The following is a 15,772-nucleotide window of genomic DNA, read 5'->3' as shown; positions in this document are numbered from 1 at the left end:
CACGGTTAAGACTGCGCCATTTGCTGTAAAAACTGCAGTGATGGCGCAAAGAATGCCGCGCCCATATCGCCCTGAGAATAATCCAGCAGCGGATCGTAATCTCCATCCCCCGACAAGCCAAAGCGACTGTGTAGCAGCTGCTCAAACGCATCCCCTTTTGCGGCGCAGCTAAGCCATAAACTGCCCTGCTCATAGACATCGCCATAGGGCATGCTTTGATTCAGCAACAGTGGTTTACCTTCGCTGTCTTTTATTTCATTGAGCCGGGCGTGGTTGTATGGCGGTGCGTCGTCAATCAACAGGTTATCAAGGCGGGTGCGCCCCATCAGTTGCTCCTGATCCGACAGCGGCAACGCCTGCCAGCGGGTCAGGTCAAACTGAGTGCGCTGAACATGAATATAGCTGCCCTGATCGTCAAGCCCTCCCGGATTGCTCACTAAGGCAACCTGACGCTTAAAGCGGCCATGAGGAATATCGGCACCATAGACAAAACCATTAAAGTCCCGCCCGTCAAGAAAACGAAAGGCGCGCACCTGGGCAACCAGCTCGACGCCCCCGGATAACATATGCAGCACACTCTGGGCAAACAGGTGATTAACGTCTTCTCTGTCTGAGCGGATCACATAGAGTAAGTCGAATGGCTGGCTATGACACAAATGCTCACTGCTTTTGATCAGGGGAAAACTTTTCAGCTGAGGGGGTATAAATTCTGGGTAGATATGGGGCCAGTACTGGGCTCCTATGGCAACAAAGCTGCTGAGCATGGCCTCAGAAAAACGGTCACTGAGTTCATCCTGTAATCTGCCCGCCTGGCTGAGCGCCGAGCGCACCGCCTCATCGTGACCATCCAGTACGTTAAAAAACAAGTGCAAACCGTGCAGATTTGCCTCGGCACATACTCCTGATTGTGCTTGCGCCATCACCCCTTCCTATCATTAAATCAACGCGCCATACTAAACTTGGATGGTGCGGTTGTGCCCGTCTTTTTAGGGCGTACCCATTGATGCCCGGCCACCGCACTTATCTAAGTTGCTATTAGCTAATGTAACGAATTGTTATGCCTTAAGAAAAGAAGTTTATCGCATGGGGCTTAATTTTCAAACTCACCGGCCTGCTAAGATCCAATGGTTTATCCGAGGGCATCGCCACTTCTAACATCTGGCCTTCCAGCTCGATGGCATACAAATACTCAGTCCCGACAAAGCGATGTTGTGCTACTTCGACCTGCCCCTGTTCAGCATTAAACAGCTCGATGTGGCTGGGTCTGAGGTAAATCTGCCCAGCCTGAGCCGAGCTCTGGATATCAATCAGAGACTCCACTGAGCCAAACGCAGTCTCAACCTGAGCTCCATTGTGGCGCTGTGCAGCCACGTAAGCACCTTGCCCCAAAAATTCTGCTACCTGACGACTACTTGGGTGCTGGAATAGCTCTTTGGGCGTGCCTAACTGGGCAATTTGCCCCTGATGCATAATGGCGAGCCGGTCGGCAAAGGCAAACGCTTCATCTTTGGAGTGGCTGACAAAAATCGCCGATACCTGCTGATCTTTAATAATATCGCGAATATCTTTGATCAGCTGAAAGCGCACCTGCGCATCAATATTGGAAAATGGTTCGTCCAGCAACAACAAGTTAGGGTGATAGGCAAGCGCCCTGGCAATGGCCACACGCTGCTGCTGACCACCGGATAGTTCGTGGGGAAAGCGCCCGGCATAGCTCTCAAGATGAACCAGTTCCAGCATGTGCGTGACACGATTTTGCTTCTCTGTTTTGCTGAGCTTACTCAATCCGAACGCAATATTCTGCGCAACGGTCAGGTGCGGAAACAGCGCATAGTCCTGAAACATCATGCCAATATTGCGATGCTGAGGTGCTACAAAATGCCGCTCGCTGCTGACACTTTTGCCATTAATGCGGATCTCCCCCTGCTGGGGATGCAACAGGCCTGCTATCGCTTTCAGGGTTGTGGTTTTGCCACAACCACTGGCACCGAGTAGGCAGACAATTTCGTTCTCAGCTACCGTCAAATCAAGCTGCTGGATCACCGGGTGACCATCATAGTGATAGTTTAACGATTGAATTTCTAAACTTGACATTAGTTATGTTGCTCCATTGAGCGATTAACCCAGTATAAGGGGACAAGTCCTACCAGCACGATAAACAAAGCGGATATCGAGGCCAGTTCCAGTTGCTCATCGCTGACATACTGATAAACATGGGTGGCCAGGGTTTCAAAATTAAACGGGCGCAGTAACAGCGCTGCGGGCAACTCTTTCATACACTCGATAAAGACCAGCAGACCGGCTGTCAGCAAGCCTCGCTTAAGCAGCGGCATATGTACCTGAGTCAGCGTCTGAAAGCGCCCTTTTCCGAGTGACAGGCTGGCCATATCAATGCTTGGGCTGATCCGCACAAAGCTAGACTCAACTGCCCCATGCGCAATGGCATAAAAGCGCACCACGTAAGCAAAAATCATGGCAAACAAGGTGCCACTGAGTAACAAGCCTGGCTCAAAACCACTGCCATCCAGCCATTCATTGAGTTTGGTATCAAACAAGGTCAGTGGCAGCAACACGGCAATCGCCAGCACAGTGCCCGGTAAGGCATAGCCGGTGCTGGCAAAACGCCCGGGTAAATTGGTCAGCTTGCCCGGCTCAATGCGCTGATAGTAGACCACCAGTAAACTGACCAGCATCGCAATTACGCTGACATACAGGCTGATCTGCAAGCTTTGCAGCGCATAATTGAAAAACTCGGCATTCCAGGCTTGCTCGAAATAATGCCAGGCATAGTTGAGCAATATGCCAACGGGCACAAAAAACGCCACACTGAGGATCAGCATACAAAAGCCCCAGGCCAGCCACCCCTGATAACCAGTTAAATCATAAAGGTGGGTGTCATTCACCCCGGACTGGCGCTCGTGCACCACCTGGGTTTTGCGACTCATACGTTCAAGTAACAGTGCGACAAATAAAAACAGCAGCATAATGCCTGAGATCTTGGCGGCGGCAGTCAGCGAGTAATAACCCAGCCAGGTATCATACACGGCCGTTGTCAGGGTGCTTACGGCAAAATAATGTACGGTGGCGAAGTCGGCCATGGTTTCCATGCTGATCAGCGCCAGTGCCGCAACTATCGCGCCACGAGATAACGGCAGGCTTACTTTAAAGAAACTTTGCGCCGGGCTCATGCCCATCAGCTGACTGGCCTGCACCAGTTTAAACGACTGCTCGCGCAAAGCGGTTTTGAAGATCAAATAGAGATACGGATACAGCACCAGGGCTATCATCACGATGGCGCCGGGCAAAGTACGCAGGTCAAAAAACCAGTAATCATCGGGTCCCTGCCAGCCAAATTGCTGACGTAACCAGATTTGGACCGGTCCGGCATAATCTAATAAATCGGTATAGACGTAAGCAATAATGTAAGCGGGCAGCGCCAGGGGCAGCATCAGCGCCCACTCAAATACCCGTTTGCCGGGAAAACGACAATAGGCCGTAAGCCATCCCAGCGGCAAGGCGATGAACGCACTGAGCACCACAACACCGGCGATCAATACAATCGTATTGCGGGTATAGTCCCACAATACACTCTGCCATAAATGGCTGAATACTTCCGACTCACCTTGCAGTGCTTCGAAAATCAGAAATGCCAGCGGGATTGACAGGCCAATACCTATCAACCACGCCATGCACTGCCACGGGGACAGACTTTGTTTTAATTGCATTTACAGGTCAAATTTTACCTCATCGATGAGCTTAAGCGCCATCGGACGGTATTTACTGATCTCGGACAAAGGTAAACTGTCTTCCTTAAAGGTGCCCCAGGATGCCACTAGTTTCGACAATTCGACGCCCGGCTTAACCGGATATTCCATATTCATCGAGGCGTACATGTTCTGGGCTTTATTGTCGGTCATAAACTCGATCAGTTTCAAGGCATTTTCTTTGTTTTTCGAGTACTTGGTCATTACCACACCCGAAACGTTAAGGTGCGAGCCACGGTCGCTCTGATTTGGGAAATTAATGTAAACCGCATCAGCCCAGGCTTTTTGTTTGCTGTCTTCAAGCATTTTGCCGAAGTAGTAGCTGTTACCCAGCGCCAGGTCACATAAGCCTTCTTTCACGGCTTTTACCTGTGCGCGGTCATTCCCCTGAGGCTTACGTGCCAGATTGGCTTTAACGCCTTGCAGCCAGGTTTTGGTTTCGGCTTCGCCGTGGTGGGCAATCATAGACGCCACAAGGCCCAGGTTATAGGGGTGTTTACCCGAGCGTGTACAGATTTTACCTTTATATTTAGGATCGGCCAGCTCTTCATAGCTCAGGCTGGTCAGCTTGCCCGCTCTGTCTTTCGACGAATAAACGTTACGCACGCGCTTGGTCAATGCAACCCAGTGGCCATCCGGATCACGAAAGCTCGCCGGAATGTTTTTATCGACCGTGTCGCTGTCAATCGGGTTGGTCAGCCCCAGCTCTTCTAACTGGATCATGGCGCTGAAGTTTGACGTCAGTACCAAATCGGCCCGGCCGTGTTTGCCTTCACGCTTTACCCGCTCAATCAGGCCTTTCTTGGCGAACACCACGTTAGTTTTAATGCCTGTTTGTTTTGTGAAATCATCCAGGATCGGCTGAATTAAAAAAGGTTGGCGATAGGAATAGATGTTCACCTCATCCGCGGCGACAGCAGACAAGCTGGTTACAGCAGCAAGCAGAGTTGCAATTGCACTTTTCATATAAGCTCCAAATAATAACAATAACTATTCTCAGGCTATGGTAACCCGGATCCCGACAAAATACAGCCGATAGTTCAACATATTGCAATTTTATTAAATAGCGACATACGGACATTTGGTTGTGAGAGATCTCTCACTAAGTATGTCGCTATCTATGAAGATAACGCTGACTTTATCAGCAAAATATAAAAAGGTCTTTGTTAGATAACAAGTTTTTTTACAGCCTACTTTTTTGACCGAATTTCAAAGCGTTTTTTTGTGCTGTTATCTCACCCAGACTCTCATATACTTTAGTCATCTCAAGGGGAGAGCACAAAGCAACAGGGAAACGGATTGAGTTGCTGGTCAGGGAGTTTGTGCGGTAGGAATGTCAGGAACTAGGATTAGGCTTCGGACAACAGGATATGCCGTTTAAGTAAGGACGTTGATGCACAGGCAGATGGTGCACAGGAATACATGGAAACAGGAACAAGTCAGGAAGACGACACAAAGGATGGTTAGCACGGACTGAGTCAGCAAATGGGAGCGCTGATTGCTTTAAGGACATTACAGGATGTACATCTCGCAGAATGACAACGCAAGGCGAGACATGGACGAGCATGTAAGGAGTTGATCTCATCAACATAGCAGGACGCTATTTAGAAGATTCCGTCAAGCGCGGCCCGCAAGGGTCGCGCTCTTCTTATTTATGGCCCTCTTAAATTTACACGTTCAACTGCTTACGCCAGTTTGCTTTTCTTTCCTTTCAGATACGCATCGCGAAAGTCGACAAAATGCTGAGTCAGATATTCCGCAGCCTGTGTTTCACCATTTTCAGCCAAAACCACACAAGCCACTTCTGCCGTCCCTAACTGGTGCGCATGTGGGGCTACCCTCAGCTTATAATCAGATAAGCTTTCTGGTGTCACGGACAGTACCGGAAACTGATCCAGATAAGGGCTTTTGCGAAACATCTTTTTCGCTTCACGCCAGGTCCCGTCGAGAAAAATGTACAGCGGCGTTTTGCCACCTTGCCGTGTTACCCGATTGACCACGCGCTGCGGCTCGACATTGTCAGCCGGAAACACCACCACTGGCTGATACCTGGGATCGGCTAATAAAGTCAGTAAACGCGGGTCAGGATCGGTACGGTCCCAGCGAAACGCATGATTATCCGGGACAATATCAGCTATCAGGCGACCCGTATTAGAAGGTTTAAAACTCTCATTATGATACATGAGCAAACACACCGCGCTGTCGCACTGTGCGACTTGAACACCCGCACAAATACATAAAGGTTCAGCCAGTAAACATCGTTCACAGCGAGGTAATTTTGATCCCCGGGCCTTGAATTCCCGCCGCGCGGATGCTATTTGTTGAGCCCGTAATGCCAGTACCGAGTTTTCCACACTTCTCTCCTCAAACTTGGGTCGGCTATCTTAGACAATTCTGACTATAAAAGCAGTATAACAATGATGATAATTGCCCCTTCAACACGCTTACAATACCGGCTTATGACACAACAGGATGGTGAGCTGCTCGCTGAGCTCGACAGTGATCCTGCTGTTATGCGCTACATTACCAATGGCCAGCCAACTTCTCGCGAGCAAATTGAGCAGTTTTACCTGCCGCGCCTGACCAAATTTACCAACCCTCAGCAAGGTTGGGGTCTGTGGCATTGCAGCCTGATTGACGACGACACTTTTCTGGGCTGGGTTTTGATCCGTCCCATGCACTTTTTTGATGGCGACATGGATGAACGGGACCTGGAGATAGGCTGGCGATTTAAGCAAATGGCCTGGGGGAAAGGTTACGCGACCGAGGCCGCCGGGCATATTGCCGCGCATCTGGCTAAGCAGAATAAGATGGATTATTTGAGCGCCATTGCCCTGAAAGACAACCTGGGCTCAATTAATATCATGAAGAAGCTGTCGATGACCTTTTTAAAGGAAGGAAAGCACTCAGGCCCGGACGGACCTGAGGATGTGGTGTACTACCGTAAAACGGTATAGACCTTGGCGGGCTGTTGGGTCCACCTTGAGTGCATTACACTGACAGGAAAATCACCAGGAACAGGCCCAGCAACAGCCGATAGATCACAAACGGCAACATCCCCATCCGCTCAATCACTTTCAGGAAGAAATGAATACACGCATAGGCGGCGACAAACGACAACACAGCACCAGTAATAATGGCGTTCCAGTCGATTAGCTCATCACCAGTGGCCAGTTTCAGCGTGTAGTAGCCACCTGCCGCAGCAATAATCGGGATTGACATCAAAAATGAAAAACGCGCTGCGCTTTGCTTATTCAGCCCCAGCATCATGCCAGCCGTCATGGTGATCCCCGAGCGAGAGGTTCCCGGTAGCAAAGCGGCTATCACCTGAGCGAAGCCGATGATCAGGGCACTGCGCCAGTTAAGCTGATAGATGGTTTTTGTTTGTTTTGCAGTGGCGTCAGCGTACCACAGCAACAAGCCAAAAATGACGGTGGTTGCCGCAATTACCCAGGCACTGCGGGAAAAGTCTTCAACCAGATCTTTAGCCAAAAACCCAATGACCAGACCCGGAATGGTGGCGACTATGATCCACCAGCCCAGGCGGCTGTCGTCCGTCGTGCCTTGTTTGCCGAACGATTTAAACCAGGCACTCAGTATATCTGCCACTTCTCTTCGAAAGTAAATCAGCACCGCAGCCAAAGAGCCAACGTGAACGGCAACATCAAATGCCAGCCCCTGATCCTGCCAGCCTAATATCTGTGATGGTAAAATCAGGTGCGCCGAGCTGGAAATAGGCAAAAATTCAGTTAATCCCTGGATCAACGCCAGTACAATTATTTCAATGATACTCATGGTAAGGAAAACTCCACTTTCCATAGTTTTTGTGTGTGGTTGTCATATGCTTGCCAGATATCTGCAATACTGCAGCCCTGCACAGGATGGATAAATTCCGGAGCAATTTCGGCCAGCGGCCTTAAGACAAATGCATTCTTAGTGATCTCATCCCGTGGCAATTGCGCAGGCGTATCGCAGATCACATCGTCATAAAAGAGAATATCCAGATCCAGTGTTCTGGGACTGAATTTCTTATCCTGAGGCGTTCTACCGTTGTCGCGTTCTATCTGTTTTAGCAAAACACATAAGTCGGATAATGCCATATCCGTATGGGTCGCAAACACGGAATTATAAAAATTTCTGCCACTAAACCCCACCGGCTCGCTTTCATAGACGTCAGAATGAACATAATCCGGAAAATGACTGATGAGCGCCGCTAGTCCCTGACGAAAGTGACGATCACGATCAACATTAGAACCAATACTGATAAAAACGTGCGCCATATTATCTGTTCCGCGTAATTTCCAGGCCAACCGTTTGCGCCTGAGGTACCGCAGCCGGTTTGCTTACCCGGATTGTGACCGACTCAATAGCAAACTCTTGTAAGATCAAAGCAGCAAGTTGCTCAACCAAGGTTTCTAATAACTCGACCCGACTTGCCTCCGTATGAGCAATCACGCGCTCACTAACCTTGGCATAGTCCACCGCAAGGGTGATGTCATCCTGACGTGCTGCAGCCGAGATATCGGTCTTCATCTCTATATCAAAGAAAAGGCTTTGTTTACTTTCTTTTTCAAAGTCGTAAACTCCTATTATGGTCTCGACGTGTAATTGCGAGATATAGACCGTGTCCATGTAAACTCCTGACATGACTGATTCGGATCGGCTTTTTCACGTACTCAGCCGCCTTAAAATAAAGCGTCGATGATAGCCCAAATAGCGGCAAGAAAAAATAAGGAAGCTTGTGATAGTCAGTTTAATATGTATTTGTGCTTATTTATTTGGTTCAATCTCTTCCGCGATCTTGATCTCCAGGCTGTTTTCACTGCCCGACCCCCGCTTTGCTGGCTCCAATAATCCCGGCGCAACCAATGTCTTGCGCCTTGGCGGAAGATTCCCCGCCGCCCTGGTACTGGTATTTGACATCCTCAAGGGCACCATTCCGGTGTGGGGGGCGTACTTTCTTGGCATTGAGCCTATCTGGCTGGGGGTGGTTGCGGTATGCGCCTGCCTGGGCCATATTTATCCAGTCTTTTTCCACTTCAACGGTGGCAAAGCGGTCGCAACGGCGTTTGGCGCGCTGCTGCCAATAGGGCTGTCACTGGGGGGCATGTTGATAGGTACCTGGTTGCTGGTACTGGCACTGACCCGCTACTCATCACTCGCAGCCATTGTGACTGTGTTAGCCGCGCCCGCATACACCTGGATGATTAAACCCTTGTATACCCTGCCCGTTTGCTTTTTGACTGTGGTCATTATATTCCGCCACAGAGCCAACATACGTCGGCTCCTGAACGGCACCGAGCCTAAGCTCGGCAAGAAAAACGTCGATTAAAACCCGAGTGCTATAGCGGGGGTAAGCTGTCCAGTGGCCAGCGAGGCTGTGTTTTCATGCTCAATTCTGCCGTCTGACCAGCCTTGAGGCGCTGCATACCAGCATAGGCGATCATCGCGCCATTATCGGTGCAGAACTCTGTGCGCGGGTAATACACTTTGCCTTTCATGCCCTGCATCATGCGCTCCAGCTTAGTGCGAAGTTCAGTATTTGCACTGACCCCACCGGCAATGATCAAACGGTTAATGCCCGTCTCTTTTAGAGCCCGCTTGCATTTAATCGCCAGCGTATCCACAACCGCCGTCTGAAAGGCGTGGGCAATATCCGCTTTCGTTTGCTCGTCATCACCGGCCGACTTGATGGTATTGGCCGCCGCGGTTTTCAGGCCACTAAAGCTAAAATCCAGTCCGGGACGATCTGTCATGGGTCTTGGGAATACAAAACGGCCCGCTTCCCCTTTGGTTGCCAACTTGGCCAGCATAGGACCACCCGGATAATCGAGCCCCAATAACTTGGCCGTCTTGTCAAAGGCCTCACCGGCAGCATCATCCACCGATTCACCCAGTACTTCGTACTCACCGATACCGGCCACTTTTACCATCATAGTATGGCCACCGGATACCAATAGGGCAACGAATGGGAACTCAGGCATCTCTTCTTCCAGCATTGGCGCCAGTAAGTGCCCTTCCATATGATGCACTGCTACCGCTGGAATATTCCAGCCAAAGGCCAGTGAACGACCAATAGAAGTCCCGACCAGCAAGGCGCCGACCAAACCCGGTCCCGCTGTATAGGCAATGCCATCCAGCGACTCTGGTCCACACCCGGCTTGTTTAAAGGCGGCCTCAATAAGAGGAATGGTTTTGCGAACATGATCTCTCGAAGCCAGTTCTGGTACTACGCCGCCATAATCAGCATGGACTTTAACCTGGCTATATAACTGGTGTGCCAGCAATCCCTGCTCATCGTCATAGATGGCGATCCCCGTCTCATCGCACGATGATTCGATACCTAAAATTCGCAATTTTAACTCTCCACTACAAAAAATTTGGACAAAAAATCAGGCTTCGATTGCCAGACCTATGTTGGTCTGGCCGTCGCTCAATGCCAGCGCTTTAAGGGTTTTAACCGATTGATTGTCGATCCTCGGCATCTCGGCGACACAGTCAATGAGCTCACTAAGCACGTCAATTTCGTATTGCATCAAGGGATGCTCTCTGACATGTTGATTGTCGGGCTCAATACCTTCTGCTTCAAGCAGGAACTCTATGTATCTAGCCACGGTTGCCTGAGATATTTTGGCGACATTGACAAACTCACTTTCATCTTTACTCATGACGCCCTGAATAAAGCCAAGCAACGCGGTTGCAACATCAATCGCGGCATAGGTGCCAAACATGTCGAAGTCTTTCAGCTCGGGAACATTGGGCTCTATTTTTTCAATTTGTTTTTCCAGGCTGATTTTACTTTTTGGCAGCAGCACTTTTTCCCAGCACACATTCAGCGCACTGCGCAGAGTTGTCTCATCACCAAATCCGGTGGCTTCACTGAATAAACCATAATTTGGCAGCATACGCTCTAATATTGCAGCCGCAAGCACCGCTTTTTGTAAATAATTGAGTTCTCTGATGCGTTGAAAGTTATTGGCCTTTGTCATAGCTTTTTCCACAGTGCCAGCAATATTGAAACCCCGAGCCATTGTGCTCAGCGCAGCTGTGACACTGCCAGTCTTCCGATAAATTAGTTTGCTGATAGTTTACCAAGATTTCTTCTGCCTCGGGTACTTTTATCGCACAGACAAATATTTTTATTGTGTTATGACTGAAGGGCATTTCCCCCAACGCCGCTGCCAGTGCTTCCCCTTCTACGTGTGTTTTCAGCCGTGCCTGGGCCAGTAACCCGAGCACAATATGGGCTTCTAATGGGTTATCCGTACGATACACGCACGTCCATTCAAGCATTGCATTACTCATCGCCGGGCTCCAAATTTTTGCTATGATATTCACTATTGTAGCGTGCTTAGACGGAGTACAAAAATGACGCTCACCACACCCGGGTTACTATTTCCTGCCATTTCCTTACTATTGCTGGCTTACACCAATCGATTTTTAGTGCTGGCACAGCTGATCAGAGAGTTAAACGCCAGAGAGGGCGACCAGCTCAGGCCCTTGGTTGTTGCCCAGATTGATAATCTTAAAAAGCGTATCAAGCTCATTCGTCTCATGCAGGTGTGGGGGGTCATCGCCTTTTTACTCTGCACTATGTCGATGTTTGCCTTATTCATCGACGTGGCACTGTTAGGGGTCATTTTGTTTGGCGCCAGCCTCTGCTGCCTGACACTTTCTTTACTGCTTTCCCTGTACGAGATACATATTTCCTGTGATGCCATAGAGATTGAACTTAACAATATTGAAAAAAAGCCAATACAAGATTAAGCAACTCACTTTTTTGCTGGCTATACTAACAGAGAATAGGCACTGAGCAGAGGTTCTATGTGAGCAGTTTTCTCTTTTCAAATGAGCCACTTAAGGAAGAAGAGCATATTACTGTCGATAATGCCTGCTGGGATATCCTGGTGGTTGATGATGAAGAAGACATCCATCAGGTAACCAAGTTAGTGTTATCTGATTTTAGGTTTGAGCAAAAACCGTTGCGCTTTCACCATGCCTACTCGGCAAAACAGGCAATGGACATTCTCAACTCTGAAGACTCCATTTCAGTGGGTTTAATTGATGTGGTGATGGAAAGTAACCATGCCGGGCTGGATCTCATTAAGTTCATTCGCAACGACATGGCCAACCATGATATTCGCCTGATCTTGCGCACCGGACAACCAGGAGAAGCACCTGAAGAGTCGGTCATTCGTGATTACGACATTAATGACTACAAAAACAAAACTGAGCTCACTGCGGTGAAATTAAAAACCTTACTTTACTCCGCACTGCGCTCTCACCGCGACATCCAAACCATTGAACGGCATAAACAAGGGCTCGAGCGTATTATTGATGCGTCTTCCAGCTTTTTGAAGTGTAATAATGTTCAGGACTTTGCCTCCACCATTTTATCCCATGTTGCGGATGTGATGGGGCTAAGTGATTCCGATATCTATTGTGCGGCCGCCGTTAATAAACAAAATGGCGCGGGGGCGGAATTTCAGCTGCTTGCCGCCTCTGGTGCTGGCGTAGCGCCGGAACAAGCCGCCCTGCCAGACAAAGTTAAAAGCCGCTTTATAGAGACCCATAATCGCAAAACCTCTAGCAAGTCTGATCATGAATATGTGGGCTATTTTACCAGTCAGGCTGGTTTAGAAACCATGCTCTACGTTAGTAAAAAAGGCCTCTTGCAACCCACAGATTGTCGGTTACTGGCTTTTTTTGCCAATAACATCGCGCTGGCATACGACAACCTGAATCTCAGAGAGACGGTCAAGGAGTCACAAAAAGAGCTGTCTTATATCCTCGGCGAAGCGGTGGAAAAACGTTCTAAAGAAACTGGCTCTCATGTCAAACGAGTGGCGCATTACAGTTTATTACTGGCTAAATTGGTCGGATTAAACGATTATAGGGCAGAAATTATAAAACTTGCTTCACCTTTGCACGACATAGGCAAGATTAGCATCCCGGATGTCATTCTCAATAAACCTGGAAAACTGAATGACGACGAATGGGCAATAATGAAAACTCATGCCCAACAGGGCTATGAAATACTAAAAAACTCAACAAATGACATTTTGCAATGCGGCGCAATCATCGCACATCAGCATCATGAAAAGTGGGATGGCAGCGGTTATCCGCAGGGCCTGAAAGGTGAACAAATAGACATAGCCGGAAGAATTACAGCGCTGGCAGATGTGTTCGATGCACTCGGTAGTGTGCGCTGTTACAAGCCGGTTTGGACACTTGAAGAAATTCTAACAGAGATAAAACGTCAGCGTGGCCAACAATTTGATCCCAAACTGGTTGATCTGTTTGTAGAAAATCTGGAACAATTCGTCGCAATACGTGATCAATACCCAGATTAGTTTTTGTAAGCGAAATGTAAAAAATTCACTTGGATGTTTCTCTAAACTGTATTAGTATTAGGGAATCAACGTTGTCATTGCATTTTTGTTGAAATAAAAGGAATTTCACATGAGATTTGAACAACTCGAGCAATTCGTTGCTTTAGGCAATTTACGCCACTTTAGGCAAGCCGCAGAACAAACCAATATCAGTACTTCCGCACTCACCAGAAGCATTCAGACACTGGAAGATGAGATTGGCTGTGAACTTGTCAAACGATCGACCCGCTCCGTCAAACTGACCGAACAAGGTGAACTTTTTCTCAATTATTGTAAGTCGACCTTATCGGAATTAGACATAACCAGAAACACTATCAAACAAAGCTTGTTTGGTCGTGATCAACAACGCGTTGTTGTTGGTTACACTGCTCAAGCCAGTAGCATAGTGCCAACGTCATGTGGACAGTTTTTGGCGGATTTCCCCAACGTCAAAGTTGAAATGCAACTTTTGAGTGAACACGATCTGCTTCGCAAGCTACAGCTTGGCGAAATAGATATCAGTGTTTATCTTGAATCTGCAACCAGCTTAGTGAGTGATATCCACCTGCCCGACCAACTGATTTTGTTTGTTGCCAAACAACATCCACTGGCAACACAAGACAGTATTCGCCGCAGTGAGCTTGCTCAGTATCCTATGTATGGCTGTTTCTCTCAGTCTAAACAGGTACAGAACATGCTGAATGAGGCGGTTGAAGGGCTTAATAAGTCAACCAATGTCAAGATTGGTAATATCAGCCAGGTCATTGACGGACTGAAGAGCAGCCAGAGCTTTGCGATAGCAAGCATTGAGCACTCTAAGGTTATTGCACAAGACCCCGATCTGCTATTACTGAAGACTAACAAGGATGCGAGTCATGAACAGATTGTCGTGCAAACCAGCCACCAGCTTGGTAGCGGTTCTCACGTCAGCAATTTATTGTCATTAATTGAACAAACAGCGCAGAAAAATGCCGTTGCAACAGCGGTAAACAGTTAACCGCTGACGTTAACGGTTTCTCTTAACTGTTTGGTAAATGGGAGATTTGAGCGAGTTTTAAGCTAGGTGTTCTATTCGGGTATCGCGGTTTTTCGCCGTAGGAATAGAGTCAGACAAAATTCGCTCACCCTCTTCTTTTCTTCACCTTTTGCCACTGTTAAGCGGTTACCAGTCAGCCCTTCAGAGACCAGCAACCACCCCGGCGAACATCGCTAAACCGACATAATTATTACTCAGAAATGCCTCAAAGCACTTATCTCTGCTTCTGTCGTTGATCTGCCACTGCAGTTTAACTAGCCACACCCCGGCAATGGTAAATCCACACCAAAACCACACAGACATAGTGACTTGAGTGGCGACCCAGGCCATACAGGCTAAGAATGCAAGATTGAGCATCGCAATGACATGCCGATCCCAACGACCAAACAGAATAGCTGTAGACTTGATCCCAACCACAAGATCATCATCCTTATCCACCATGGCATATTTTGTGTCGTAGGCCACCGTCCACAGTAGATTAGCGATAAATAACACCCAGGCAATGGCAGGGACGGTTTCCTGAACGGCCATAAAGGCCATCGGGATCCCCCAACTGAATGCAGCGCCCAACACAACCTGAGGTAAATGCGTGTAGCGCTTCATAAAAGGATAAACACTGGCCAGTGCTAAAGCCCCAAACGACAATAAAATGGTCTGCCAGTTCAACAGCAATACCAGTACAAAAGACGCCCCAACCAACAGGGCAAACAAGGTGAGAGCCTCGCCTTCACTGACGGCTCCCCTGGCCAGCGGACGTTGTGCGGTTCTTTTTACAGCGCCATCTACCTTACGGTCAGCAAAGTCATTGATCACACAGCCTGCACTGCGCATCATAAAAGTGCCCAGCGCAAAAATAAGGAGCAAGTGCCAGTGCGGCATACCATCGGACGCTATCCATAGGCTCCAGAGTGTTGGCCACATTAACAACAAAGTACCGATGGGTTTTTCAACACGCATCAGCTGCTTGTATTCCTCTATATGATCAGAGCGAAGCAACGATAGCTTCATACCTTAACTCCATTCAGGAAAATTTCACACACCAGTACTTTGCTATTCTGACGCGTAAATACACTGCGCCTTGCGTAACAAAGATCGCCGTTCGATGTCTCTTTCAACGGGAAGCACGAGGGCAACATTGCTTTATCCAGCATTGCAACCTCAATTGCACCGCGTTGCCAGGCCTGCTGGTCAAATAAACGCTCCCCCAGAGGCGTGTTGCCGATATTATTGAGTCCTAATATTGCAGCACTATCCGGGAGCCAGCTCTGCCCATAAACCATCGGAATATCATCACAATATAGCACGACTTCCCGGCACAGGGCGCTGTCACAGCCGAGGATAGCCTGCACTTCATCATCAAGCTGACGCCTCTGCTCGTTGAGCACTTCCACATGCAAGACTCGACATTGCGCGCGCAGCAAAGCTGTCAGAGAGCCAGTTTCACACAGCAATGGGTGCAGGGCGTCCGGGATGTCCTGGTGCCGGGCCAGAGGTTCCCAGCTTGATCGCAATAATTTTGGCAGATTAAACAAGTCAGTAATTCAATTCAGGTAATAACCGCGCCATGATAGCAAAGCTTACCCCGGCAAAAAAGTTTACCT

General features: G+C 48.6%; 18 protein-coding genes. 5 read left to right on the top strand and 13 right to left on the bottom strand.

Features of this window, described 5'->3' with window-relative positions; all coding sequences use genetic code 11:
- Positions 1–5 precede the first annotated feature (5 nt).
- The 5 genes from C3B51_RS02935 to C3B51_RS02915 all read right to left on the bottom strand — a co-directional run bounded on the left by C3B51_RS02935 (position 6) and on the right by C3B51_RS02915 (position 6,118).
- Positions 6–920: a Dyp-type peroxidase gene (locus tag C3B51_RS02935; protein WP_130244107.1), complete on the bottom strand. Its 915-nt coding sequence runs from the start codon at positions 918–920 to the stop codon at positions 6–8.
- A 142-nt stretch (positions 921–1,062) separates the two neighbouring features.
- A complete protein-coding gene (locus C3B51_RS02930; protein WP_130244106.1) occupies positions 1,063–2,094 on the bottom strand; it encodes an ABC transporter ATP-binding protein in 1,032 nt (343 codons plus the stop codon).
- The gene (locus C3B51_RS02925; protein ID WP_130244105.1) at positions 2,094–3,725 is read right to left on the bottom strand and encodes an ABC transporter permease; all 1,632 of its coding nucleotides are present in this window, start codon (positions 3,723–3,725) and stop codon (positions 2,094–2,096) included. Before C3B51_RS02925 ends, C3B51_RS02930 begins: the two co-directional genes overlap by 1 nt.
- Complete coding sequence (locus C3B51_RS02920) at positions 3,726–4,730, bottom strand: Fe(3+) ABC transporter substrate-binding protein (RefSeq protein WP_130244104.1); 1,005 nt, start codon at positions 4,728–4,730, stop codon at positions 3,726–3,728. It abuts the gene before it with no gap.
- Positions 4,731–5,449: 719 nt separating this feature from the next.
- Positions 5,450–6,118 (bottom strand): tRNA-uridine aminocarboxypropyltransferase, encoded by a 669-nt coding sequence (locus C3B51_RS02915; RefSeq protein ID WP_130244103.1) that lies wholly within the window; start codon positions 6,116–6,118, stop codon positions 5,450–5,452.
- A 63-nt stretch (positions 6,119–6,181) separates the two neighbouring features.
- Between C3B51_RS02915 and C3B51_RS02910 the strand changes: the two genes are divergently transcribed.
- Positions 6,182–6,721: a GNAT family N-acetyltransferase gene (locus tag C3B51_RS02910; RefSeq protein WP_130244102.1), complete on the top strand. Its 540-nt coding sequence runs from the start codon at positions 6,182–6,184 to the stop codon at positions 6,719–6,721.
- 34 nt (positions 6,722–6,755) lie between these two features.
- Here C3B51_RS02910 and C3B51_RS02905 read toward each other — a convergent pair whose 3' ends face one another.
- Genes C3B51_RS02905 through folB form a run of 3 tightly spaced genes read right to left on the bottom strand, consistent with a single transcriptional unit; the run spans position 6,756 to position 8,396 of the window.
- Positions 6,756–7,559: an undecaprenyl-diphosphate phosphatase gene (locus C3B51_RS02905; RefSeq protein WP_125716597.1), complete on the bottom strand. Its 804-nt coding sequence runs from the start codon at positions 7,557–7,559 to the stop codon at positions 6,756–6,758.
- Positions 7,556–8,044, bottom strand: a complete 489-nt coding sequence (gene folK / locus C3B51_RS02900; protein ID WP_125716598.1) for a 2-amino-4-hydroxy-6-hydroxymethyldihydropteridine diphosphokinase — start codon at positions 8,042–8,044, stop codon at positions 7,556–7,558. Before folK ends, C3B51_RS02905 begins: the two co-directional genes overlap by 4 nt.
- A gap of 1 nt (position 8,045) precedes the next feature.
- On the bottom strand, positions 8,046–8,396 hold the full coding sequence (folB, locus tag C3B51_RS02895; protein ID WP_125716599.1) for a dihydroneopterin aldolase: 351 nt from the start codon (positions 8,394–8,396) through the stop codon (positions 8,046–8,048).
- A gap of 109 nt (positions 8,397–8,505) precedes the next feature.
- On the opposite strand from folB, the gene plsY reads away from it, so the two are divergent.
- The gene (gene plsY, locus C3B51_RS02890; RefSeq protein WP_164519181.1) at positions 8,506–9,096 is read left to right on the top strand and encodes a glycerol-3-phosphate 1-O-acyltransferase PlsY; all 591 of its coding nucleotides are present in this window, start codon (positions 8,506–8,508) and stop codon (positions 9,094–9,096) included.
- A 10-nt stretch (positions 9,097–9,106) separates the two neighbouring features.
- Here plsY and tsaD read toward each other — a convergent pair whose 3' ends face one another.
- Genes tsaD through C3B51_RS02875 form a run of 3 tightly spaced genes read right to left on the bottom strand, consistent with a single transcriptional unit; the run spans position 9,107 to position 11,069 of the window.
- Positions 9,107–10,120 carry a tRNA (adenosine(37)-N6)-threonylcarbamoyltransferase complex transferase subunit TsaD gene (gene tsaD, locus C3B51_RS02885; protein ID WP_125778825.1) on the bottom strand — a complete coding sequence of 338 codons (1,014 nt, stop codon included), beginning with the start codon at positions 10,118–10,120 and terminating at the stop codon, positions 9,107–9,109.
- A gap of 36 nt (positions 10,121–10,156) precedes the next feature.
- Positions 10,157–10,753 (bottom strand): YjaG family protein, encoded by a 597-nt coding sequence (locus tag C3B51_RS02880; protein WP_046003003.1) that lies wholly within the window; start codon positions 10,751–10,753, stop codon positions 10,157–10,159.
- Positions 10,737–11,069, bottom strand: a complete 333-nt coding sequence (locus C3B51_RS02875; protein WP_046003004.1) for a DUF2007 domain-containing protein — start codon at positions 11,067–11,069, stop codon at positions 10,737–10,739. The genes C3B51_RS02880 and C3B51_RS02875 overlap by 17 nt, the downstream gene beginning before the upstream one ends.
- Positions 11,070–11,132: 63 nt before the next feature.
- Between C3B51_RS02875 and C3B51_RS02870 the strand changes: the two genes are divergently transcribed.
- The 3 genes from C3B51_RS02870 to C3B51_RS02860 all read left to right on the top strand — a co-directional run bounded on the left by C3B51_RS02870 (position 11,133) and on the right by C3B51_RS02860 (position 14,132).
- Positions 11,133–11,531, top strand: coding sequence for a DUF2721 domain-containing protein (locus C3B51_RS02870; RefSeq protein WP_130244101.1), 399 nt, complete (start codon positions 11,133–11,135; stop codon positions 11,529–11,531).
- A gap of 59 nt (positions 11,532–11,590) precedes the next feature.
- Positions 11,591–13,117: a DUF3369 domain-containing protein gene (locus C3B51_RS02865; protein WP_125716602.1), complete on the top strand. Its 1,527-nt coding sequence runs from the start codon at positions 11,591–11,593 to the stop codon at positions 13,115–13,117.
- A gap of 109 nt (positions 13,118–13,226) precedes the next feature.
- On the top strand, positions 13,227–14,132 hold the full coding sequence (locus tag C3B51_RS02860; RefSeq protein WP_125716603.1) for a LysR family transcriptional regulator: 906 nt from the start codon (positions 13,227–13,229) through the stop codon (positions 14,130–14,132).
- Between the two features lie 180 nt (positions 14,133–14,312).
- Here the strand turns inward: C3B51_RS02860 and ubiA are convergent, their stop codons facing one another.
- A complete protein-coding gene (gene ubiA, locus C3B51_RS02855) occupies positions 14,313–15,179 on the bottom strand; it encodes a 4-hydroxybenzoate octaprenyltransferase (RefSeq protein WP_130244100.1) in 867 nt (288 codons plus the stop codon).
- Positions 15,176–15,682, bottom strand: coding sequence for a chorismate--pyruvate lyase family protein (locus C3B51_RS02850; RefSeq protein ID WP_164519182.1), 507 nt, complete (start codon positions 15,680–15,682; stop codon positions 15,176–15,178). The genes ubiA and C3B51_RS02850 overlap by 4 nt, the downstream gene beginning before the upstream one ends.
- Positions 15,683–15,772: the final 90 nt, after the last annotated feature.

Origin of the sequence: Pseudoalteromonas rubra (assembly GCF_004212645.1) — a bacterium.
Lineage (GTDB): Bacteria > Pseudomonadota > Gammaproteobacteria > Enterobacterales > Alteromonadaceae > Pseudoalteromonas > Pseudoalteromonas rubra_G.
The sequence above is the reverse complement of the archived record's forward strand: the minus strand, read 5'-3'. Positions and strand labels throughout refer to the sequence as shown.